The sequence below is a fragment of the Sulfurospirillum diekertiae genome, from assembly GCF_002309535.1.
Classification (GTDB): domain Bacteria; phylum Campylobacterota; class Campylobacteria; order Campylobacterales; family Sulfurospirillaceae; genus Sulfurospirillum; species Sulfurospirillum diekertiae.
On the sequence record NZ_CP023275.1, the window covers coordinates 1,230,564 to 1,250,365 of the forward strand.

The window sequence follows — 19,802 nt, forward strand, 5'->3', positions numbered from 1 at the left end:
TACTTTTTAAATAGAAAGGAAAATAGCATGACAACAGAAACATTGCTAAGCCAACAAGAAGCCGCAATTGCGGAAGTGCTTGCTGCTTACCCTGAAAAGGCGAAAAAAAGTAGAGAAAAACACCTTGGCGTTGATATGCCAGAGGGTGTTAAAGGTGCTTGTGATTCAACCAAGAGTAACAAACAAACCGTTCCAGGCGTTATGAGTCAACGTGGTTGTGCTTATGCAGGAAGTAAAGGTGTTGTTTGGGGTCCAGTGAAAGATATGATTCATATCTCTCATGGACCGGTTGGTTGTGGTCAATATAGCCGCGCAGGTAGAAGAAACTATTACATTGGTACAACAGGCGTTGATACCTATGTAACGATGAACTTCACAACCGACTATAATGAAAAAGACATCGTTTTTGGTGGCGATAAAAAGCTTAAAGCGGCACTTGCAGAAATTGATGCACTTTTCCCACTCAATAACGGTATTTCCATTCAAAGTGAATGCCCCATCGGTTTGATTGGTGATGATATTCAAGCAGTAGCCAAAGGCTACAAAAAAGAGTCTGGCAAGCCTACGGTTGCGGTTTCTTGTGAAGGTTTCCGTGGTGTTTCACAAAGTTTGGGTCACCATATTGCGAACGATATGATTCGTGATGAGGTACTTCCAGATAACTCTTATAAAAAAGATTTTGTATCAACTCCGTATGATGTTGCCATCATCGGTGACTATAACATCGGAGGGGACGCTTGGAGTTCAAGAATTTTACTTGAAGAGATGGGTCTTCGTGTTATCGCTCAATGGAGTGGTGATGCTACTTATAAAGAGTTAACGATCGCTCCAAAAGCGAAAATAAACCTTCTTCACTGCTACCGAAGTATGAACTATGTTGTTCGTCATATGGAGCAAGAATTTGGCGTGCCTTGGATGGAGTATAACTTCTTTGGTCCAAGCAAAACAACAGAGAGCTTACGCAAAATTGCAGCGTTCTTTGATGAGACAATTCAAGCTAAAACAGAAGCGGTTATCGCTAAATATACTGAAATGACTGATAAAGTCATTGCAAAGTATCGCCCTAAATTAGAAGGCAAAACCGTCATGTTATATGTCGGTGGATTACGTCCTCGCCACGTTATTGGTGCTTACGAAGATTTGGGAATGAAAATTATCGGTACAGGTTATGAGTTCGGACATGGTGATGACTATAAACGTACCAAAGATGAGCTTAGTGGCTCAACCTTGATCTATGACGATACCAACGAGTACGAATTAGAGCAATTTGTCAAAAGACTGAAACCTGATCTTGTAGCAAGCGGTGTAAAAGAGAAGTACGTTTTCCAAAAAATGGGTTTACCATTTAGACAAATGCACTCTTGGGATTATAGTGGTCCGTATCATGGATACGATGCCTTTGCAATTTTTGCAAAAGACATGGATTTGGCGTTGAACTCCCCAGTATGGGCTCACACCAAAGCACCATGGGAATCTAAATAAGGAGAGCACAATGCAAGACGTAGAGAACATAGTAAATGGGCAAAAGCTCTTTTTAAAACCAGAGTATCAAGATGTTTTTAAAAATAAAAAGCAATTTGAAAGCAGTGCAGGTTCAACCAACCCTGAAAAAGTAATCGAAGTTGCTAAGTGGACAACAACATGGGAATACCGTGAGAAAAACTTAGCACGTGAGCACATCACGATTAACCCAGCCAAAGCGTGTCAACCTTTAGGTGCTGTTATGGCAGCACTTGGGTTTGAAAACACCATGCCGTATGTTCATGGAAGTCACGGTTGTGTGGCTTACTTTAGAAGCTACTTTACACGTCACTTTAAAGAGCCAACACCATGTGTTTCAGACTCTATGAGTGAAAGTGCAGCGGTTTTTGGTGGTTTGGCAAATATGAAAGAGGGTTTACGTAACTGTAAAGCACTTTACAAACCAGACATGATTGCTGTTTCTACTACATGTATGGCAGAAGTTATTGGTGATGACTTGAATGCGTTTGTGATCGGTGCTCGTAAAGATGCTGAGGGTGAACTAGATGGTACGCCAATTCCAGCTGCACACACCCCATCATTTGCAGGTAGCCACGTGACGGGTTATGACAATATGATGAACGCCATTTTGCAAGAGCTCAATCCTGTTGAGGGTCGTGAGATCGTTAAAGATGAAGAGCGTATCAACATCATTCCTGGTTTTGAACCATACCTTGGAAGCTTGAAAGAAATTAAGAAAATGGCTGCTATGTTTAGCGACAAAATCGTTATGCTTGGTGACCATGAAGATCAGTGGAATACCCCAGCAGGTGAGTATAAACTCTATGCAGGTGGTACACCTTTAGCGGTTGCAAAAACAGCAAGCAGCGCAAAAGCGACTATTTCACTTCAAAAGTATTCTACAATCGCCACGGCGAAGATGATTAAAAATGACTGGAAACAAACGTATGCAACCTGCAACCCAATCGGGTTAGGTGGAACAGATGAGTTTGTAATGAAACTCAGTGAACTTACAGGAAAACCTGTTCCTGCTGAGCTTACAAAACTTCGTGGTCAACTTGTTGATGCGATGCAAGACAGTTATCCGTATATGCACGGCAAAAAATTCGCCATCTGGGGAGATCCTGACTTCTTGTTAGGTGTTGTTTCTTTCTTGGTTGAAATGGGTGCTATTCCTGTACACGTTCTTTGCCATAATGCGCCTCGTAAAAACTGGGAAAAAGAGATGCAAGCGATTCTTGACAAATGTACCTTCAAAGAAGAGTGTCACATTTGGATGGGAAAAGACTTATGGCATTTAAGAAGCCTTATTTTTACGGAGCCAGTAGATTTCATGATTGGTAACGTTTACGGTAAAGAGTTGTATCGTGATACAAAAGTACCATTGATTCGTATCGGTTTCCCAATCTTCGATAGACATCATCTCCATAGATACTCTATCAGTGGATATGAGGGTGCGCTTAATCTTTTAACATGGATTACCAACTCCGTCCTAGACGCGTTGGATGAAGAGACAAAAGATATCGCAAAAACAGATTTCTTCTTCGACTGCGTAAGATAGTTTGTTAAGTTGAGGGCTTCGGCTCTCTTCTTTTTTATTTTCCGCCTTTACCATTTCCACTATTTCCTCCTTTTCCACTTCCATTGCATGCACCAGCAGAAGAGCTGGAACTATTACTATTTGAGCTTCTTCCTGTAAGCGTATTGATTTGTTGCGTTTGAATATCTTCACTTTTTTCAGCACTTAGCTCAGACATCAGTTGCTCTCGTTTGGCTTCATTTTCAACTCTAGCACGTTCTTTAATCGCTTGAATATAGCGGTGTCGGTATTGTCTTGGCGCAGAGTGCATTTGGGTAGTGAGTTCATCCATGTTTTGGGTCTTTTGTATCTCTTGGGTAATGTCATTATCATCAAGAGCATAAAGCTGTAATGTCAGCAGACAGAAAATCATGGTGTATTTCATGCTTTTTCCTCTTTAGAAAAAAGAAGTGTGATCGATGTTCCTGTCTCTGCATTACTTTCAAGAGTAATTTGAATGACTAAAATATCGCACAATTTTTTTACGATATTCAAACCTAACCCCAGCCCTTTTTCGTTCTCTTTATAGTATCGATCGTAAACAAGGCGACAGTTTTTAATACCAATACCTGTATCACTGATGTTTACACGGTTCTCTTTATTACTCAGTTTTACGGAACCATTTTTGCGGTTGTATTTACAGGCATTGGAGATGAGATTGTCAAATATACGTGCGATCGAATCAGGATCGCTATGAATGATGCAAGGTTCTGTTTCAAAAATAAAGGTCAATTTTGGGTAGAGCTTTTGATAGAGTTTGGCTCTTACATGTAAAAGTTTTTCAAGATCAACTTCGCCTTTTTTGGGGATAAATCCTTGGTGCAAGATTTCTAAATTTCGGTACAAAGAGGCGATAGTTTTTGCAGCGAGTTCTATACGCTCTAAGGCTTCCGATGGTGCTGTTTTGGCAATGGATTTTGTATTGAGAAGTATGGAGGTTACAGGTGTGTTAAGGTCGTGAATCATATCTTTCAAGAAACTTTCTAACAGGTAAAGTGCATGTCTGAGTGGATAGAGTGCATAAAACGAATAAAAAAGTGAGAAGGCGATGATGGCACATAAGAGAGCACTATAGATTAGAAGAACTTTGTTGATAAGAAGATGGAGTTGTCCCTTATACTCCTTGTCAGACATGATTACTTTGAACATAGAATTTTTCGTGCTTGGAATTGCAAAATAACCACACATTCCACGATCGCAAGGCTGTAAATTGAGCTCATCGACACTGTTATCATAAGGAATGACATCGACTTCAAAGGTATAATTTTGAAAATCATAGGTAAACGATTTCATTTTCGTGAAAATCTGCTCTTCCATGATGTGTTTTTGTTCACTGTAATAAAAATAGGCAACCAGAGTGGTAAGAAGCATTAATGTGGCAAAGAAAATACCAAATGTTTTAAAAAAAGCCTCTTTCTCATATTTTCTCAAGACGGTATCCTATGCCTTTGACATTGATAACTTGAAGGGAAAAACGCTGTTTGAGTTTGGTTATATGTACACGCAAGGCACTATCGCTGGATTTTTCCATCACGTCAAAAAACTGCTCTTTAAGAATGGTTTGATTTAGATTTCGTAGGAGTAGATCAAAGATTTCTTTCTCAACAGAGCCAAGATCAATCTCTTTCTCGTTTTGAAAAAGGCGCTTATTCAAAAGATCGTAGGTGATTGAACCATACGCTAAAAGGGGATTTTTTTTCAGAATATGCGCTTTAATGCGCACTAAAAGCTCATCAAACTCAAAAGGTTTTTTGATGTAGTCATCACACGCGCTGTCAAACGCTTTGGTGATGGTTTGAATGTCTTTATAGGCACTGATAAAAAAAGCGGGAGTAGCATCGCCACTTTCACGTAGAAGTTTAAGCAGATCAAGACCGTTGAGGAGGGGAACGTTGATGTCAAAGAGATAAAGATCAAACGAGGTTTCATACGAATAGGTGAGTGCTTCTTCGCCATCACTGGCATGTACCACTTCAAAACCTTCACCCATCAGCAGACTTTTGAGGGTCTCACTTAAAAGGTAGTCATCTTCAAGTAATAAGATTTTTGGCATGGTTTTCTCCTTAGGTAAAGAATAGCAAATATCTGTTAATGAAGTGTTAAAGTAAAAAAAATTTGTCCTTAACAGTTTGCTAACACTTTCTCCGTATAGTTTCAATATATATCAACAAGGAGGCAAAGATGAAAAAGAGTCTATTTGTGTGGATGGTTTTAGGTGTCGTTGCATTTGCGGCAGACTATTCAGCCATGAGTGCAACAGAGCTAAGTGCTATGAGAGGAACGGTTCCTGTCGAAGATAGACCCGCTTTTCAAGCGGCAATGCAAGAAAAAATGCAAACGATGAGTCAAGAAGAGCGTCAAGCTTTCACGCAAGCTCGCACTTCCAATCCAACAACAGGCAATATGGGGGCAAGTACAGGCGGTACGAATGGCAGTGGTAGCGCTAGTGGTTCAGGTATGGGCAATGGTGGTATGGGAATGGGTGGCATGGGTAATGGAAAAGGCGGTGGTCGAGGAGGGCGATAAACACTCTGGTATGTTAGAGAGCTTCGGCTCTCTTTTCTTTTGTTTTTGATTTATTTCTAATCCTATAATTCAATCAATCCTAAATCCAAACTGTGATAAGATAACTTCCACAATTTTACCTGTACATGTGTCAAAACAAAGGAAATTTTTTATGGGAAATAGTGACGATCTCAAACAGACCAACAAGCTTGTCCTTCGTAATTTGGAACTTGAAGATTACGAGCAAGTTAAAAGAATTATGGATAGAGTTTATCCGACATTGGGTGGATGGACACCTCTTGAATTTAAAGCACAACTAAGCACCTTTCCTGAAGGGCAAATTTGCATCGAAGATGATGGCAAAGTTATTGCCGCAGCGCAGAGTTTGATCGTCGATTACGATAAATTTGGCGATCGCCATACGTACAATCAAATTACAGCTAACGGACTCATTTCGACTCATGATCCTAAAGGCAATACGCTTTATGGCTTAGACATTTATGTCGATCCCGACTATCAAGGGCTTCGCCTTGGGCGTAGACTTTACGATGCACGTAAAGAGCTCTGTTACAGACTTAACTTAAAGCGTATTATCGCAGGGGGCCGTATCCCTGGGTATGCCGCTCATGCGCATGAAATGACCCCTTCTAAGTACATCGAACTCGTTAAAGACAAAGAGCTCCGCGACCATGTGTTAGGCTTTCAACTTGCCAATGACTTCCATGTTCGTCGTGTGTTAAAAGGCTACCTCAAAGGGGACGCCGCTTCGCGTGAATACGCCACACTTTTGGAGTGGAGTAATGTGGACTATGAAGAACCGCATACCAACCCAACGGTCAATCGTGGCATCGTGCGTGTGGGCATCGTACAGTGGCAAATGCGTAGTGTTAAAAGTGTCGAAGAGTTTTTGGATCAGGTCGAATTTTTCGTGGATGCGATGGCAGGCTACAATGCTGATTTTGTGCTGTTCCCTGAATTTTTCAATGCACCGTTGATGGCTTTGCGCTCCGATGAAAATCCTGAAACAGCGATTCGTACCGTTGCAGCGCATACCGATACGTTGGTGGAAAAAATAGGGCAGTTTGCCGTGCGTTACAACATCAACATCATCGCAGGCAGTATGCCCGAATACGATGGCAATACACTCTACAACGCCAGTTATTTGTGTCGTCGTGATGGTACAAAAGATGCGCAGAAAAAACTACACATTACCCCCGATGAAGAGGCGTACTGGGGCATGCACGGCGGCGATAAGCTCTGTGTGTTTGAAACCGATGTGGGGCGTGTGGGCATTTTGGTCTGTTACGATGTCGAGTACCCCGAACTTCCACGTCTTTTAGCCGATCAAGGCATTGATATTCTCTTTGTTCCTTACTGGACAGACACTAAAAACAGTTATTTACGCGTGCGTCGTTGTGCGCAAGCTAGAGCGATTGAAAACGAGTGTTACGTCGCTATTTCAGGCAGTGTGGGAACCTTGCCTAGAGTGGAGAACATGGACATCCAATATTCTCAAGCAGCGGTTTTTAGCCCCTCCGATTTTGCGTTTCCACATGATGCCATCATCGCTGAAGCAACGCCAAATACGGAGATGACTTTGGTCGCCGATCTTGATTTGAGTCTTTTAAAAGAGATTCGTGAACGAGGCAGTGTGCGCAATTTACATGCCCGTCGTAATGATTTGTACAGTTTGCGTTGGAAGGGCGACAAAGATGATTTTGTTGTCGTTAGTGGATAAGTGATACGACTTTTCAGCGATGGCAGTGTCAATACCCAAACGCATGTGGGATTTGGTGCTTACCTCCTCGTTCCTGAAAATGCACCTTTAGAAGCGTTTGAGACTTTACATGTAAAGGTAAAAGCCTTTCATCAAACCTCTTCTACGAAGCTCGAACTTCAGACAGTGCTCTGGGCATTGGACGAGGTAAAAAGCTCTGAGGAAGAGATTACTCTTTACACCGATTCTCAAAATATCATCGGTTTACCAAACAGAAGAGAGCGGTTTGAGCGCATGGATTATGCAACGAATCAGAAGAAGAGGCATGAACATGCCACGTTGTACCAAGCCTTTTATCGGATGATGGATGAGATGAAGTGTTCTTTGATGAAAGTAAAGGGGCATAAGCACACATGCGATAAAGATGCAATCGATCGTTATTTTACCTTAGTTGATCGCGCTTCACGTGAGGCACTTCGAAAAAGTGGTCTGTGATCGTTTACATGTAAAGAAAGCCAAGAGAAGGGAATCCTTCTCCTAGTGTGTGCAAAGGTTATTTGCCAAAGTGTTTAGAAGCGTGATGTAGTGTTGATTTGGTGGATTGCCAAATGGACTCAACCCCTTTTTTCATTGCATCAAATTTCTCTTCACTCGCAGCTACAAGTTCTGCAAGTTTGGCTTGACCCTCCTTCATCTTGTCTTCAAGTTGTTTAATCTGTTTATGCATCTCTATTTGAGCATTGGCACTCGCACCTGAAGCTTCCGCTTTAAATTTATCTACTTGTGCTTTGCAGGTGTCAAATTCTGCTTGTATTTTTTGTTCATAAAGTTTTTTATCACTCATATTCGATCCTTTAGTTGTTTGTTATCATAAATATTGATGCAGATGCACGACACACAATGGAATAGAAAACTATGCAGTAGCTTTGAATCTTACAGAAGCATCTTCAAAGGCAATGACAATAGAATCCCACGTCTCTTCAAAGCTTTTTTTAGTTGATTCAAAGTTGCTTCCTGTTGTTTTATTGAGTTCTGCAAGTTTGTTTCTCCCTTCTTCAAGCTTACTCTCAAGCATTTTAACATGCTGGTTGAGTTCCACTTGAACATTGGTTCTAGCTGCAAATGATCGTGTTCTAAAGAGGATCATTCCCATTTTCCATTCGTTAAGTTGCGTCTGTTTTGTTTGTTCGTAAAGTTCTTTACTGCTCATTGAAATCCTTTTTTAGGGTCGATTTTATTCGTGTTAGTGTGATATGTCATCTGTCCTTGGGTTAGTTCGTAAGTAGATAGTAAAAAAGTGTTGAAACGTTAAGTGTGCAGGGCTTACAAATGTTATTGAGCGATTCTTCCTCTCAGGACACGCTCGAATACGCCTCATTGTAAAAAATGACATTTAGAATACGGACGATGAGGGGTTGTGGCTGATGTTACAAAGCCAGTGTTCCTATCAACCTCTTTCACTATACTCTTATTTGAACGATTGTGGTGCTTTTTGAAAATAGAATTGAAATAGAGGGGCGTTTCTTCTTAAAGTACCCATTATCATTTTTTGAAAACGGTTTGAGAGGTTACATGTAACCTCTCTTTTAGACTTTAAATTCGTTCAGCTTTTCTTGGAGTGTCACACCCCATTTATCAAGCACGGTTGTAATTTCCATAATCTCTTCACTTTTTTGATAAGTTGCATGAAAGATTGTCTCTATTTGCAGTGAAGCTTCTTTGATTTGCTCCGTTTCTTTTTTGAGATTGACGGATTTTGTTGCAATATCATTGGAGAGAGCTATGTTTTTATCGGCTACGTTGACGAGTTGCTCGAGTACGATATTGGCATTGGTAGAGACATCTTGAAGAATGTTGATCTCAGAAGCATTGTCTTTCATCTGTTGACTGATGGAGGTGATGGAGCTCACGATGGAGGTAATGGTTGTATTGATCTCTTCAAGGCTTTTTTGTGTCTTCTCCGCCAAGAGCCTGACTTCGTCGGCAACAACGGCAAATCCACGACCGTGTTCGCCTGCACGCGCTGCTTCAATGGCAGCATTAAGTGCCAATAAATTGGTCTGATCGGCGATATCGTCAATGACGCTGAGAATATTTTTGGTCTCTTGGGTATCTTTACTCAAAGCGTTGAGTTGTATGACGAGAAGATTCTCTTTTTGAACACTTTTAGCAATCTTTTCACCTAATTCGATGATGTTTCTTTGTGTATCGCCAAGATACGTACCGATCTGTTGCATCTGTGTTTTACTCGCATGCGCGTTGTGACTGATGTCGTCAAAAACAACTTGCATATTGTTGACATGCATAGTACTCTCATCGATGATGATCTTCTCTTTTTGGGTTTGAGCATGAAAAAATGAGACGATGTGTTGCAGTTGCGCTGAGATTTGACTGTGCGTTGTGGCATGCGCTTGAAAGCCAAGAATGGCATGTCTGATTTTCTCTTTGAAAAAGACAACAGAGTCAAGCATTCTGGCAGATTCAGCATTGAAGCTGGTGTTGATCTTGATCTCTTTGGTAAGATCCATTGAGGCTAAAGCTTGGTTTATTTTAACACTGAGATCCACGCCCCATTTTTTTTCATCAATATCATGCACGATGAGGATCACGGCAATAGCGTATTGAATGATAGCTCCTAGTGTGCTGGTTGTAAAAAAATAGGCATTGAGTGGAAGGATCAAAAAAGCTGCAATGTGGATAACTCTCATTCTAAGAAACAGAGATTTCATTGTATTTCTCCTGTATGAAATAGAATTCACATTCTACTTCATACGCAAAAATAAAAGATTGATCTGTATCAAAAAATAAGATAATTTTACTCTCTTTTTGAAATAAACAGTTAAAAGTCTTTACATGTAAAAAAGATAAAGAGAAAATATGAATACTTTCTCTTCGTTTTGATAGATTATCGGTCGTATTTTTTAGCGTACTCCGCATCATTATAAATAGCTTCACCGTAAAGTTCTTTACCAAAGCTACGGATCACTTTTTGACCATCCCCTTTGGTCACAAATTCAATAAACTTAGCACTCATATTTTTTTGAGGTGTCTCTAAACCATTTTGTTTGAGAGCGTTATAGGTATTGACTAAGAAAATATCACCTCTAAAAAGGATTTTCATGTTTTTGAGCTCTTTTTGTGCAGCGACCCATGTGCTACTATCGGTCATAAAGTAAGCCCCTGTGGTATCAGCTTTTTTAAGCGTTGCTAACATGAAATCTTTGTTGATGGTATACCAACTACCTTCAGGTGAAATATTGGCTTTTTTCCAAATTTCAAGCTCTTTTTTATGCGTTCCTGAGTTGTCTGCACGGGTATAAAAAAGGGCTTTTTTGGCAGCAATGCGTGAGTATGCTTCGACGACACTGGAAGAGTCTTTAATGAGAGCCGGGTCTTTTTTGGGACCTGTAATGTAAAATTCATTCGACCCAATGAGAGAACGATCGCTCGCCCAACCCTCTTTAAGAGCCTCTTTTTCGCCCTTTGGCGCATGCACCATAATCAAATCAACCTCTTTGTTTTTAAGCAATGAGAGCGATTCTCCCGAACCTGCTTTGATCCAACACAGTGACATATCATTTGATTTCGCAAACTCTTCCGCTAAGGCTTTAACAAGACCTAACTCCCCAGGGCTTCCTGTTGCAAGTTTGAGCTCTAGTGCGCCCTTGCCATAACGCTCTGTGCAGTTTGCCGCAAACATGACACTACACAGTGCCAGTGTGGTAATGAGAACTTTTGAAAGCATAGAAACTCCTTTGGTATATGTTTAGAATAACGTATCGCAAAGTTACGAATCTCTCATTTAAAAAGATGCGTTTAGTAGTAAAAAAATGACAAATGTTATAAATGAGCCTATTTCTGTTTCTCAAAGAAGCAATCAACCCAAAAGCTTTTACATGTAAAGCTTCTGATCCTCAACGAGACCTAATTTTCGTGCGATTGCCACAGCGGCTTCTCTGCCATCAAGGGCGGCATTGACCACCAAGTTTGCACCTCTGACTACATCGCCTCCTGCAAAGATAAACGGATGAGAGGTCTCTTTATGTTCATCCACAATCAGCGTATTGGATTTACCGATGGCAAGGTTGAGTTCATCATAAAAGTCAAAATGTTTAGCTTGAAAGCCAAGGGCAAGAATGATACTGTCGGCAGGTAGTGTTTGAAAGCTTTGCGGTTTGGTTTGAAGACGGTTATTTTCATCGGTATAAGTTTCAAGAATTTCAAGCCCAACGACACGATGCTCAGCATCCACAATCGCTTTTTTAGGCAGTGCGTTAAAGATAAACTGCACCCCTTCTTCTTTGGCGTTAATCACTTCTGCTCGACTTCCCGGCATACTCGCTTCATCTCTTCGGTACACACAGGTGACACTTTTGGCTTTATGACGAATGGCAGTACGAAGGGCATCCATCGCAGAGTCACCACCACCGATAACGACAACATGTTTATTGCGTAAGATTGATTTTTGAAGCGCATGGTCGAAAAGATTTTTTTGCGTCTGAGTGAGTAGGGTCATGACTTGATAAACCCCATTGGCATCTTCATTTTCCATGTCGGCACTGCGACCTTTAGGCACACCAAGCCCCAAAAAGACGGCATCAAATTTTTCTTGAAGCTCACTGAGGCTTACATCTTTTCCCACTTCGGTATTAAGATGCACTTTCATGCCTGCTTCTTTCATCCACTCAAAACGTCTTAAGATGACGCTTTTAGGAAGTTTAAAATTAGGAATACCGTACATTAATAGCCCACCTACACGGTTTTCTCTCTCAAACATTTCTACTTCAATGTTAGCTCTTAGTAAAAAGGTCGCGCAGCTAAGACCTGCTGGTCCACTGCCGACAACGGCAACTTTAAACTTTCGTCCATCTGCTTGACCATAATCAGGAATAGCACCTTGTTCATACGCTTTTTCATTGAGAAAAACTTCCACATTACCGATGGAAACGGCATGATACTCTGTTTTTTCGAGTGTACATGAACTTTCGCACAGTCCTTTTTTAGGACAAACGCGACCCAGAATTTCAGGAAAAGGAGATCTGGCATTGGAGAGCTCAAACGCTCCTAGATAGTCGTGTTCATAGGTTTTTTTGAGCCATCTTGGAATGTTGTTATTGAGAGGGCACCCTGTGCGACAAAACTTGAATTCACTCTCAAGTCCACGTAAAAGATCAATGGGGCATTGCAAACAACGGCTTGCTTGCGCCTTGGCTTCACACTCTTCAAAGTTGTGATAGATCGGGTAATAATCCTCAATGCGCTCAACGGCGGGGCGTTTTTTTGGATAGGCTTTTGCGATTGTTTTATATTCTCTCATGCTATTCCTCTATGATCTCTATACTTTTTACATGTAACTCTTGTCCGCCTATCATGGCGACATCCTCGCTATAACATTTTGGACAGATAAAATGGTTCTCTTTTACGACACTTTGCTCATGACATGAGGCGCACAAAAGTACCACGTCACACAGCTCTATACTCAGAGTGGCATCATGGCAGATGGTCTCTTCTTTAAAGGTATCAAAACACTGTTCTAAAAAATGTATCTCAATGCCACTGAGCCTTCCCACACTGATTGTAAGGCTTTTGATTGCTTTGGCATGATGCCTCTTCGCCTCTTTTTCGCACAGATCAATGAGTGAAGCGACGATGGAGTATTCATGCATAAAAACTTAGCCTTTTTGCGCCATCAATTTTGTGTATTCGTCATAATCCACTACCGAAATAGCACTGGTTGTGCAGACACGAATGCACGAAGGTCCCTCTGGGCGTTTAAAGCAGAGATTGCATTTCACAGCGATACGACGATCTTCTTTTTGAATCATCGTAATAGCGCCATATGGGCACACCAACGAACAACACCCACACCCAACACACGCCTCCTCATGAATCTTAATAAAATCATCCATTTTTTCAATGACACCATGCGGGCAGACCGCTAGACACGAAGGTGATTCGCAGTGCATACACTGAAGTGGAGACGTTTTACCTTCAAACTTGATCACACGGTTACGCGAAATAAGCGGTACTTTGGTTTCATAAGCTTCTTCAAACGTAATGCCTTGAAAACTGGCCGCACAGGCTAACTCACAACTTAAACATCCGACACATTTGGTACTGTCAGCAAAGATAAAATGGTTTCGCATCTTAACGCTCGGTACAAGAGATACAAGGATCGATGCTATTAAAAATGAGTGCAACATCATCAATGTTATTGTTTGGCATCATCACTTTAAGCGCCTCCCAGTTCATGTAGGTCGGCACGCGCCACTTCATACGCTCTGGTTTTTGGGTGCCATTGGTTTTGAGGTAATAGACCAGCTCACCGCGTGGTGCTTCGGTGCGAGAGACAGCTTCACCTTCAAGAATGTGTGTGCGTGTTGGAAGTACAACATCTCCCATTGGCATGGAATCCAGTGCCTGATGGAGCAGTTTCATGGACTCTAAGATTTCATACAGTCTTACTTTGGCACGTGAAAGCACATCACCATCTTTTTGGAGTGCAACATCAAAGTGTAGGTTGGCATATGCGGCATAAGGAGCGCGTTTTCGTACATCGTTATTGACACCACTTGCGCGCGCCACTGGTCCTACAACGCCTAGTCTCAGGGCATCTTCATAACTAAGTACGCCAACTCCTCCAATACGTGTGATCAGCGTTGGGTCAGTTTCAAACAGAGCGATAAACGCTTCAATTTTAGGTTTATTTTTATCCAGCGTCGCTTTGATAGAAGCGATCAGTGTAGCGTCCAGATCAAACTTCACGCCACCAATCGTATTGGCACTTAAGTCCATGCGATTGCCCCAAATGGCTTCTTTCAGGTCTTGAAAATCTTCACGTGTCTCTAAAAACTGTGTCATCAAGGTTTTGTTATGAATGAGATGGCTAAGCATACCAAGGTTAAAGAGATGACTGGCTATACGTTTGATCTCATCGGCCACAACACGTAAGTAAAGGGCGCGCTCAGGCAGGCTGAGTCCTGCGATCTTCTCCACCGCCATGCAGTAGGTAAAGGGATGGTTGTTGGAGCAGAGTGCACAGACTTTCTCAGTGATGATCAGGTTTTGTAAGAAGTTTCGTTGAAGCACAATAGATTCAATGCCACGATGAACAAAGCCGTTAATCATATCAACACTGTGAATCGTTTTTCCATCACTGTTGGGTTCAATTTTAAAGTAAACGGGCTCTTCAAGCGCCACGTCAAAAGGTCCTAAAATCACTTTTGTTTTATCCACGGTTGATCCCTTCTTCTGCTTTAACTTTACTCCAAAGTTCTTGGCTTACTTTGCCACTCATGGCTGAAGAGAGCGAGTAATACTCTTCAAGTACGCTCTCCTTAATGGACTCATCCAAAAAGAGGCGTTTGGGATTGGGATGGTTCAAGATGGCTATACCATAGATTTCGCTAAGCTCCCTTTCTGTCCAGTCGGCACTTTTAAACAGAGGCGTGATGGAGGGAACGCTTTTGTCAGTGATGTGCAGTTTCACATTGAGCATGACACCATCAAGGTCAAAATGGTAGACCAGCTCATGCCCATCTTCTTTTTCATAAGCGGTGATCATACAGACTCGAGCGTTCATTGTCTGTAATATCTCTGCAAGTTGGGAAAGCATATTTTTAGCATCTATCTCGCACCAAAGACTGTCACCTTTTACGTCAAAGTGAGCATTAAGTTTGAGTGTGGAAAGAATATCGTTTAACTTTACATGTAAAGATTTCATTTAAAGGACTCGCTTTGCAAAAGTATGGTCACGTCTGCATTTAGGACAGAGGTTAAAGAGCGATACAAGCTCTTCACTCACGTTTTTAAACCCTTTTTGCAGCATGGTTTGAGGTACATTTATCATGGGTTCATGACATTTTTGGCATTCACCGTATTCGACCATATTGGCAGTAATGGAGGTGTATTTTTCATTTTGCGGTGTTGCTTCCGCCAAGGTATTACTTAAAGCAATAGCGCCTGTGGGACAAAAATAGGTACAGTTACCGCATACGGTACAGGTATTGTGCCAAATAATAAAGTCATAGCTTTTGTGTGGCTCAACACAGGAGATATTAATCGCTCCAGCAGGGCAGACAAACGCACACGTTTGGCAGAGCACGCATAGCTCTTTGTTAAAAGTGATTTTTCCTTTGTAGGCATTCATGCGTTCACCTTCTCTTTCCAAAGCGCACACGCTTGAATGAGTCCATCCACAATGCTCTGAGGGGAAGGAGGGCAACCTGCGATGTTGACATCCACATTCACAAAACGATCGAGTGGTCCTTCGATAGAGTAGCTATCGCGAAACACGCCACCCGTTATTGGACAAATTCCCATCGCAACCACGACTTTTTCATCAGGCAAACGTTTAAGCGTAGCTTCTAAAAAAGGTTTGGAACGTGTGGTGATAGAACCCGTGACGATGACAATATTTGCCTCTTCAGGATTGTTTGTGTAGGTGCAATGAAGGGTATCAAAACCAAATTTAGGAACAAGGATGCTTGCTAAGAGCTCGACATCACAGCCATTGCAGGAACCTGCGTTGATACGATAAACGTTGATATTATCTACCATAAAGGGTCTCTTTAAAGTGCAATTTTTTAAAAATTAATTAATTAAATCTATAAAGATTGAATTAAAGTTTGTATTGTAACACAATAATGAATGATTTTAGAAGATTTAATCATGTATTACATCACAAAAAAAGCGCTATAGTGCAAAGAATTTTGGGATGAAAAAGGTAAAATACTCTATTTTACATGTAAAGGATAAAAATGCCAAAAAGAGAAGAGGCGTTTGCTTTGCTTAAAGCCTATAACGGCGATGCGCTTGTGACTCATGGGCTTGCCGTTGAGGGAACGATGCGTTACTTTGCAACCAAAGCGGGTGAAGATGAAGAAACGTGGGGTATTGTTGGGCTTTTGCACGATATTGACTATGAAAAATTTCCTGAGCTTCACTGTCACAAAGGTGCGGAGATACTCAAAGAACAGGGTTATTCAGAAGTCATTATTCGCGCGATGATGTCCCATGGATGGGGTATTTGCACCGATGTTGAACCACACAGTCAAATGGAAAAAACACTTTATGCGGTGGATGAACTGACAGGTCTTATTACCGCGTGTGCACTAGTTCGTCCTAGTAAATCAGTCATGGACTTAGAGCTTTCATCGGTGAAGAAAAAGTTTAAGACAGCCTCTTTTGCGGCAGGTGCAAGTAGGGAAGTGATTCAAAAAGGCGCAGACATGCTTGGTGTGAGTCTCGATGAACTTATCGTCGATGTGATCGCTGCTATGAGAGCAATTGCACCAACTCTTGGATTAGAGCTCAAAAACTAATTCAGCGACGACTCCTTTTGGAAGGCGCAGGGGCTTTTTTCACAATAGGGCGGTAATCGACGATGGTTGCTGTCCCTTTTCCCGGGTAACGATTCATCTCAAAATGCTCACCGAGTTTGGCAAGAAGTGATGTGATCTTACTCGAACCATAGGTGCGTGGGTCAAAGTCAGGCGATTGACGTTTGATGTACGCACCCGCAGCCGATACACTTGCCCAACCCTCATCATCTTGAGTCTTTTCCCATCCTATCAGTAACAGTTTGATAAGCTCTTTGAGACCATCGTCATTAGATGCTTTATTGGTGGTTTTAATTTCTTCTGGCACATCTTCAAGGGTTTCGGCATTGACACTAAGATTTTCGGTGAAGATAAAATCATCGCAGGCATTACGAAACGAAATAGGTGTTTTATGCTCGCCAAATCCGAAGACATAAATCTCTGATTCTTTCAGGCGAGAGGCAAGCTTGGTAAAGTCACTGTCACTGGAGACCAGTGCGAAGGCATCAAACTTTTGGGTGTAAAGCAGATCCATTGCATCAATAATCATGGAAGCATCTGTCGAATTTTTCCCTGTCGTATAAGCAAACTGTTGAATAGGCTGTACCGCAAGCTCGTTGAGAATCTCTTTCCAGTTTTTAAGGTAACTGCTTGACCAGTCACCATAGGCTCGCTTAACAATGATATGACCATGGGTGGAGAGTTCTGCAAGAATCAGTTCGATCTTGCTTTGTTGGGCATTATCTGCATCTATGAGGACAACAATTCGTTTTTCTTCACTAATATTTTTCATCGAAATGCCTTTAAATCTAATGGAAGCATTATAGCCTAGTTATGATCTCTTAGCGTTTTGTATGCTTCTCCATAAGTAGGGTAAAAAGAGTGCGATGATAAGAAGAGCAGAGCATCCCTCTAAAATAAGAGTTTCCTCTGCTCCTATATAATGAGAGATCGTTCCGATCAAGAGTGCGCCGAGAGGTTGCATACCAAAGAAAGCCATCGCAAAATAGCTAATGACACGCCCCCGCATTTCACTTGAGGAGGTGGTTTGAAGCAAGGTATTGATGATGGTGACATGTAACATCATGCCAAAGCCCGCAAGGGTACAAAATAAAAAAGAAAAGCTAAGCGTATGGGAGAGTGCAAAAAAGAGTATGCCTAAGCCAAAAAGCGTGGTAGCGATGATCAGTAATTTTCTGAGATTGCTATTGGTTCTTAAAGAAGCCAACAGTATGGCACCACTTAAAGCTCCCACACCCACAAAACTGTTCAAATACCCATAAATCGTCGCATCTCCTCCCAATGTTTCCTTGGCAATAATAGGAAACAAGGTTGTATAAGGAAGTACGAGCAGACTCATAAGAGAAAGCAGTAAGACCAAGACACCAAGAGAGGGCGTTGATTTGAGATAATGCAAACCGTCTTTAAGATCAGCAAACATTTTTTGTGTATGCGCTTGGGGAATATACGCGGGTAATTTCATTGCAAGCAGTGAAACAATAACCGCAATAAAACTCAGAGCATTAAGCATAAAACAGATGCCTGCTCCAAACGTTTCGAGGATAAAACCCGCAACAGCAGGACCAATGAGACGGGCTAGATTGACCATGGTCGAATTAAGCGCTATCGCATTGCCGACATCTTCCTTTCGCTCTACCATGTAATGTACTAAAGATTGACGCGCTGGGACATCAAACGCATTGACAATGCCCAATAGGACACTAAGAACAATAAGCTCCACCACCGAATAATCCGTAAAAACAACCACCAACGTCATCGCAATAGCTTGTACCATCGAAGCAATTTGTGTGAGGAGAAGGACTTTGAAACGATCATACCTATCGGCGATCGTACCGCCAAGCAGTGAAAATAAAAACGAGGGGAATTGGCTTGCAAACACACTAAGACCTAGTATAAAAGCAGAGTTTGTTTGCATGTAAATAACCCAATAAACGGCAGTACGTTGCATCCATGTGCCCATCAAAGAGATGGATTGTCCTGCAAAAAAGAGTCGATAATTACGGCTTTGAAAAGCTCTAAATGTGTTGATATTCATTTTTTGCTCTTATTTTCTATTGCGTAATGCTGCAACAATCTGATCTGTATCTCCTATCTCCCCAATACGAGGGAAAATAGTGTTAATACTGTGCTGATGTGCCTCTAAAATTGAGTCACTCATCGCATCGATTGCAAAGCTGATGTTGTAGCCAAGCTCACTGGCTGCGCGTGCTGTTCCTTCCACTCCAATACTTGTGGCAATTCCTGCTAAAACAATGCCTGTGATCTTTCGCTTTTGTAAAGCTTCATGCAAAGGTGTATTGTAAAAAGCATTCCATGTCTGTTTGGTAATAAAAATATCTTCAGGCTTTGTGTGAATCTCTTCTACAATTTTTCTAAAATCAGCAATTAGTGTTGGCGAAGAATGTTGAGCATTACCCTCTTTGCGTGATTTTGTCCACGGTGCATTGGTTGGATCAACATTAACGATGACAATGGGAAGTGTTGCGATACGAAAAGCATTGATGAGGTCTATTACTTTGGCAAGAAGTTCTTTTCTTGAGTGAATACGAGGAACATGCACGATACCTTCTTGTAAATCAATTAAAATAAGGGCAGTATGCTTATCAAGAGCTGTTATCATGGCAATATCTTTAGTCTTGTTGGTCTATGAGTTTATGCAAAACAGGGAGTGCTTGTTCTAAGAGTAAAACTTCTTCCTCATTCAAGACAGCTTCAATCGTATTTTTCAGCCATTCATTTTTATCTTTTTTCATCTTCTCTAACATTTGTGTGCCATACATAGTGAGAGAAATATAGATTTTACGTTTATCTTTTGAACAAGGTTTTCGTTGAATCAACGCATCATTTTCGAGTTTATGCAGTATTTGTGACATGGATTGTGTTTTCACACGTGTTAATGTCGCAAGTTGTGTAGGTAGCAAAGCAGGGTTTTTTGATAAATGTGCGATGGTTTCTAACTCTGTCATAGAATAGATACTGACCAAGGAGATATGCTTGCGTAATTCTTTATGAAGTGTTGTGATCGTTCTTTGCAGAGAAGAAGAGAGCTCAAAAATATTCATAATGTGTCCTTTTATTCGCTAAACTTGTAAGTTTAACGAATAAAATTATAACGTTATTTATGCTAGTAGTCAATAAAATGAATTCAAATAAGTATAATTTTATGTACTATTATATG

Annotated in this window: 24 protein-coding genes; 6 read left to right on the plus strand and 18 right to left on the minus strand. The window is 41.3% G+C overall.

The window, feature by feature from the left end:
• Nucleotides 1-27: 27 nt before the first annotated feature.
• Nucleotides 28-1,482, plus strand: coding sequence for a nitrogenase molybdenum-iron protein alpha chain (gene nifD / locus SJPD1_RS06375; protein ID WP_096046473.1), 1,455 nt, complete (start codon nucleotides 28-30; stop codon nucleotides 1,480-1,482).
• A 10-nt stretch (nucleotides 1,483-1,492) separates the two neighbouring features.
• The gene (gene nifK, locus SJPD1_RS06380; protein ID WP_096046474.1) at nucleotides 1,493-3,043 is read left to right on the plus strand and encodes a nitrogenase molybdenum-iron protein subunit beta; all 1,551 of its coding nucleotides are present in this window, start codon (nucleotides 1,493-1,495) and stop codon (nucleotides 3,041-3,043) included.
• A 34-nt stretch (nucleotides 3,044-3,077) separates the two neighbouring features.
• Here nifK and SJPD1_RS06385 read toward each other — a convergent pair whose 3' ends face one another.
• The 3 genes from SJPD1_RS06385 to SJPD1_RS06395 are packed head-to-tail and all read right to left on the minus strand — an operon-like array spanning nucleotide 3,078 to nucleotide 5,114.
• Nucleotides 3,078-3,446, minus strand: coding sequence for a hypothetical protein (locus SJPD1_RS06385; protein ID WP_096046475.1), 369 nt, complete (start codon nucleotides 3,444-3,446; stop codon nucleotides 3,078-3,080).
• Nucleotides 3,443-4,492 (minus strand): sensor histidine kinase, encoded by a 1,050-nt coding sequence (locus SJPD1_RS06390; RefSeq protein ID WP_096046476.1) that lies wholly within the window; start codon nucleotides 4,490-4,492, stop codon nucleotides 3,443-3,445. The genes SJPD1_RS06385 and SJPD1_RS06390 overlap by 4 nt, the downstream gene beginning before the upstream one ends.
• Nucleotides 4,479-5,114 carry a response regulator transcription factor gene (locus tag SJPD1_RS06395; protein WP_096046477.1) on the minus strand — a complete coding sequence of 212 codons (636 nt, stop codon included), beginning with the start codon at nucleotides 5,112-5,114 and terminating at the stop codon, nucleotides 4,479-4,481. Before SJPD1_RS06395 ends, SJPD1_RS06390 begins: the two co-directional genes overlap by 14 nt.
• 128 nt (nucleotides 5,115-5,242) lie before the next feature.
• Here SJPD1_RS06395 and SJPD1_RS06400 point away from each other — a divergent pair, with 128 nt between their 5' ends.
• From SJPD1_RS06400 to SJPD1_RS06410, 3 genes are all read left to right on the plus strand, one after another.
• The gene (locus SJPD1_RS06400; RefSeq protein ID WP_096046478.1) at nucleotides 5,243-5,587 is read left to right on the plus strand and encodes a DUF1104 domain-containing protein; all 345 of its coding nucleotides are present in this window, start codon (nucleotides 5,243-5,245) and stop codon (nucleotides 5,585-5,587) included.
• 151 nt (nucleotides 5,588-5,738) lie between these two features.
• Nucleotides 5,739-7,304, plus strand: coding sequence for a bifunctional GNAT family N-acetyltransferase/carbon-nitrogen hydrolase family protein (locus SJPD1_RS06405; protein ID WP_096046479.1), 1,566 nt, complete (start codon nucleotides 5,739-5,741; stop codon nucleotides 7,302-7,304).
• Nucleotides 7,305-7,778 carry a ribonuclease HI gene (locus SJPD1_RS06410; RefSeq protein WP_096046480.1) on the plus strand — a complete coding sequence of 158 codons (474 nt, stop codon included), beginning with the start codon at nucleotides 7,305-7,307 and terminating at the stop codon, nucleotides 7,776-7,778. It abuts the gene before it with no gap.
• A gap of 58 nt (nucleotides 7,779-7,836) precedes the next feature.
• Here the strand turns inward: SJPD1_RS06410 and SJPD1_RS06415 are convergent, their stop codons facing one another.
• The 11 genes from SJPD1_RS06415 to SJPD1_RS06465 all read right to left on the minus strand — a co-directional run bounded on the left by SJPD1_RS06415 (nucleotide 7,837) and on the right by SJPD1_RS06465 (nucleotide 15,842).
• The gene (locus tag SJPD1_RS06415) at nucleotides 7,837-8,127 is read right to left on the minus strand and encodes a sll1863 family stress response protein (protein ID WP_096046481.1); all 291 of its coding nucleotides are present in this window, start codon (nucleotides 8,125-8,127) and stop codon (nucleotides 7,837-7,839) included.
• A 69-nt stretch (nucleotides 8,128-8,196) separates the two neighbouring features.
• Nucleotides 8,197-8,493 (minus strand): sll1863 family stress response protein, encoded by a 297-nt coding sequence (locus SJPD1_RS06420; RefSeq protein WP_096046482.1) that lies wholly within the window; start codon nucleotides 8,491-8,493, stop codon nucleotides 8,197-8,199.
• A 376-nt stretch (nucleotides 8,494-8,869) separates the two neighbouring features.
• On the minus strand, nucleotides 8,870-10,012 hold the full coding sequence (locus tag SJPD1_RS14880; protein WP_096046483.1) for a methyl-accepting chemotaxis protein: 1,143 nt from the start codon (nucleotides 10,010-10,012) through the stop codon (nucleotides 8,870-8,872).
• Nucleotides 10,013-10,188: 176 nt separating this feature from the next.
• Entirely contained in the window at nucleotides 10,189-11,028 is an 840-nt protein-coding gene (locus tag SJPD1_RS06430; protein ID WP_096046484.1) for an ABC transporter substrate-binding protein, read from the minus strand.
• Nucleotides 11,029-11,175: 147 nt separating this feature from the next.
• Complete coding sequence (locus SJPD1_RS06435; RefSeq protein WP_096046485.1) at nucleotides 11,176-12,600, minus strand: glutamate synthase subunit beta; 1,425 nt, start codon at nucleotides 12,598-12,600, stop codon at nucleotides 11,176-11,178.
• A gap of 1 nt (nucleotide 12,601) precedes the next feature.
• Complete coding sequence (locus tag SJPD1_RS06440) at nucleotides 12,602-12,949, minus strand: hydrogenase maturation nickel metallochaperone HypA/HybF (protein ID WP_096046486.1); 348 nt, start codon at nucleotides 12,947-12,949, stop codon at nucleotides 12,602-12,604.
• A 6-nt stretch (nucleotides 12,950-12,955) separates the two neighbouring features.
• On the minus strand, nucleotides 12,956-13,429 hold the full coding sequence (locus tag SJPD1_RS06445; protein ID WP_096046487.1) for a 4Fe-4S dicluster domain-containing protein: 474 nt from the start codon (nucleotides 13,427-13,429) through the stop codon (nucleotides 12,956-12,958).
• 1 nt (nucleotide 13,430) lies between these two features.
• On the minus strand, nucleotides 13,431-14,519 hold the full coding sequence (locus tag SJPD1_RS06450) for a hydrogenase large subunit (protein ID WP_096046488.1): 1,089 nt from the start codon (nucleotides 14,517-14,519) through the stop codon (nucleotides 13,431-13,433).
• Nucleotides 14,512-15,006 carry an NADH-quinone oxidoreductase subunit C gene (locus SJPD1_RS06455; RefSeq protein ID WP_096046489.1) on the minus strand — a complete coding sequence of 165 codons (495 nt, stop codon included), beginning with the start codon at nucleotides 15,004-15,006 and terminating at the stop codon, nucleotides 14,512-14,514. The genes SJPD1_RS06450 and SJPD1_RS06455 overlap by 8 nt, the downstream gene beginning before the upstream one ends.
• Nucleotides 15,007-15,432, minus strand: coding sequence for a 4Fe-4S dicluster domain-containing protein (locus tag SJPD1_RS06460; protein ID WP_096046490.1), 426 nt, complete (start codon nucleotides 15,430-15,432; stop codon nucleotides 15,007-15,009).
• On the minus strand, nucleotides 15,429-15,842 hold the full coding sequence (locus tag SJPD1_RS06465; RefSeq protein WP_087438478.1) for an NADH-quinone oxidoreductase subunit B family protein: 414 nt from the start codon (nucleotides 15,840-15,842) through the stop codon (nucleotides 15,429-15,431). Before SJPD1_RS06465 ends, SJPD1_RS06460 begins: the two co-directional genes overlap by 4 nt.
• Before the next feature lie 200 nt (nucleotides 15,843-16,042).
• On the opposite strand from SJPD1_RS06465, the gene SJPD1_RS06470 reads away from it, so the two are divergent.
• Nucleotides 16,043-16,606 (plus strand): HDIG domain-containing metalloprotein, encoded by a 564-nt coding sequence (locus SJPD1_RS06470; RefSeq protein ID WP_096046491.1) that lies wholly within the window; start codon nucleotides 16,043-16,045, stop codon nucleotides 16,604-16,606.
• Nucleotide 16,607: 1 nt separating this feature from the next.
• Here SJPD1_RS06470 and SJPD1_RS06475 read toward each other — a convergent pair whose 3' ends face one another.
• The 4 genes from SJPD1_RS06475 to SJPD1_RS06490 are packed head-to-tail and all read right to left on the minus strand — an operon-like array spanning nucleotide 16,608 to nucleotide 19,686.
• Nucleotides 16,608-17,396, minus strand: coding sequence for an NYN domain-containing protein (locus tag SJPD1_RS06475; RefSeq protein WP_096046492.1), 789 nt, complete (start codon nucleotides 17,394-17,396; stop codon nucleotides 16,608-16,610).
• A gap of 39 nt (nucleotides 17,397-17,435) precedes the next feature.
• Nucleotides 17,436-18,659, minus strand: a complete 1,224-nt coding sequence (locus SJPD1_RS06480) for an MFS transporter (RefSeq protein ID WP_096046493.1) — start codon at nucleotides 18,657-18,659, stop codon at nucleotides 17,436-17,438.
• A gap of 9 nt (nucleotides 18,660-18,668) precedes the next feature.
• Nucleotides 18,669-19,244 carry an isochorismatase family protein gene (locus tag SJPD1_RS06485; RefSeq protein WP_096046494.1) on the minus strand — a complete coding sequence of 192 codons (576 nt, stop codon included), beginning with the start codon at nucleotides 19,242-19,244 and terminating at the stop codon, nucleotides 18,669-18,671.
• 10 nt (nucleotides 19,245-19,254) lie between these two features.
• Nucleotides 19,255-19,686 carry a MarR family winged helix-turn-helix transcriptional regulator gene (locus tag SJPD1_RS06490; RefSeq protein ID WP_096046495.1) on the minus strand — a complete coding sequence of 144 codons (432 nt, stop codon included), beginning with the start codon at nucleotides 19,684-19,686 and terminating at the stop codon, nucleotides 19,255-19,257.
• Nucleotides 19,687-19,802 lie beyond the last annotated feature (116 nt).

Coding starts and splice junctions, on each gene's coding strand:
- nifD (WP_096046473.1), top strand. CDS start 28: ATGACAACAGAAACATTGCTAAGCCAACAAGAAGCCGCAATTGCGGAA.
- nifK (WP_096046474.1), top strand. CDS start 1,493: ATGCAAGACGTAGAGAACATAGTAAATGGGCAAAAGCTCTTTTTAAAA.
- SJPD1_RS06385 (WP_096046475.1), bottom strand. CDS start 3,446: ATGAAATACACCATGATTTTCTGTCTGCTGACATTACAGCTTTATGCT.
- SJPD1_RS06395 (WP_096046477.1), bottom strand. CDS start 5,114: ATGCCAAAAATCTTATTACTTGAAGATGACTACCTTTTAAGTGAGACC.
- SJPD1_RS06400 (WP_096046478.1), top strand. CDS start 5,243: ATGAAAAAGAGTCTATTTGTGTGGATGGTTTTAGGTGTCGTTGCATTT.
- SJPD1_RS06405 (WP_096046479.1), top strand. CDS start 5,739: ATGGGAAATAGTGACGATCTCAAACAGACCAACAAGCTTGTCCTTCGT.
- SJPD1_RS06415 (WP_096046481.1), bottom strand. CDS start 8,127: ATGAGTGATAAAAAACTTTATGAACAAAAAATACAAGCAGAATTTGAC.
- SJPD1_RS06420 (WP_096046482.1), bottom strand. CDS start 8,493: ATGAGCAGTAAAGAACTTTACGAACAAACAAAACAGACGCAACTTAAC.
- SJPD1_RS14880 (WP_096046483.1), bottom strand. CDS start 10,012: ATGAAATCTCTGTTTCTTAGAATGAGAGTTATCCACATTGCAGCTTTT.
- SJPD1_RS06430 (WP_096046484.1), bottom strand. CDS start 11,028: ATGCTTTCAAAAGTTCTCATTACCACACTGGCACTGTGTAGTGTCATG.
- SJPD1_RS06435 (WP_096046485.1), bottom strand. CDS start 12,600: ATGAGAGAATATAAAACAATCGCAAAAGCCTATCCAAAAAAACGCCCC.
- SJPD1_RS06440 (WP_096046486.1), bottom strand. CDS start 12,949: ATGCATGAATACTCCATCGTCGCTTCACTCATTGATCTGTGCGAAAAA.
- SJPD1_RS06445 (WP_096046487.1), bottom strand. CDS start 13,429: ATGCGAAACCATTTTATCTTTGCTGACAGTACCAAATGTGTCGGATGT.
- SJPD1_RS06455 (WP_096046489.1), bottom strand. CDS start 15,006: ATGAAATCTTTACATGTAAAGTTAAACGATATTCTTTCCACACTCAAA.
- SJPD1_RS06460 (WP_096046490.1), bottom strand. CDS start 15,432: ATGAATGCCTACAAAGGAAAAATCACTTTTAACAAAGAGCTATGCGTG.
- SJPD1_RS06465 (WP_087438478.1), bottom strand. CDS start 15,842: ATGGTAGATAATATCAACGTTTATCGTATCAACGCAGGTTCCTGCAAT.
- SJPD1_RS06470 (WP_096046491.1), top strand. CDS start 16,043: ATGCCAAAAAGAGAAGAGGCGTTTGCTTTGCTTAAAGCCTATAACGGC.
- SJPD1_RS06475 (WP_096046492.1), bottom strand. CDS start 17,396: ATGAAAAATATTAGTGAAGAAAAACGAATTGTTGTCCTCATAGATGCA.
- SJPD1_RS06480 (WP_096046493.1), bottom strand. CDS start 18,659: ATGAATATCAACACATTTAGAGCTTTTCAAAGCCGTAATTATCGACTC.
- SJPD1_RS06485 (WP_096046494.1), bottom strand. CDS start 19,244: ATGATAACAGCTCTTGATAAGCATACTGCCCTTATTTTAATTGATTTA.
- SJPD1_RS06490 (WP_096046495.1), bottom strand. CDS start 19,686: ATGAATATTTTTGAGCTCTCTTCTTCTCTGCAAAGAACGATCACAACA.